The sequence below is a fragment of the Intrasporangium chromatireducens Q5-1 genome, assembly GCF_000576575.1.
Classification (GTDB): domain Bacteria; phylum Actinomycetota; class Actinomycetes; order Actinomycetales; family Dermatophilaceae; genus Intrasporangium_A; species Intrasporangium_A chromatireducens.
This window is the reverse complement of record NZ_AWQS01000650.1, coordinates 1-254: the sequence shown is the minus strand read 5'-3', so window position 1 is coordinate 254 and position 254 is coordinate 1. Positions and strand designations below refer to the sequence as shown.

Below are 254 nucleotides of genomic sequence, written 5' to 3'. Positions count from 1 at the left end.
CCCCACCGAGACCACCGACCCGGACGCGCCGGAGAACGCCGACGCGACCGGCACCGGCGACACGGGTGACCAGGCCGACCCGGACGAGCACGACAACGCCGAGGAGCTGGAGGACACCGACGGGGTCGACGCCGCCGCGGCCGAGCCGGCCGCGGACCGGGGCAACAGCGACTCCTTCACCTCGACTGAGGCCGCCGAGTACCGTGCCGGACCGCCCGACGGCGACCCGGACCAGCACGACGACGCCGAAGAGG

The 254-nt window shown here is 75.6% G+C and carries 1 protein-coding gene; it reads left to right on the top strand.

Annotated features, from left to right (window positions below; translation table 11 throughout):
• Positions 1-254 (top strand): hypothetical protein (locus tag N864_RS25420; RefSeq protein WP_034723450.1); only part of this gene is annotated, 254 nt, incomplete at both ends.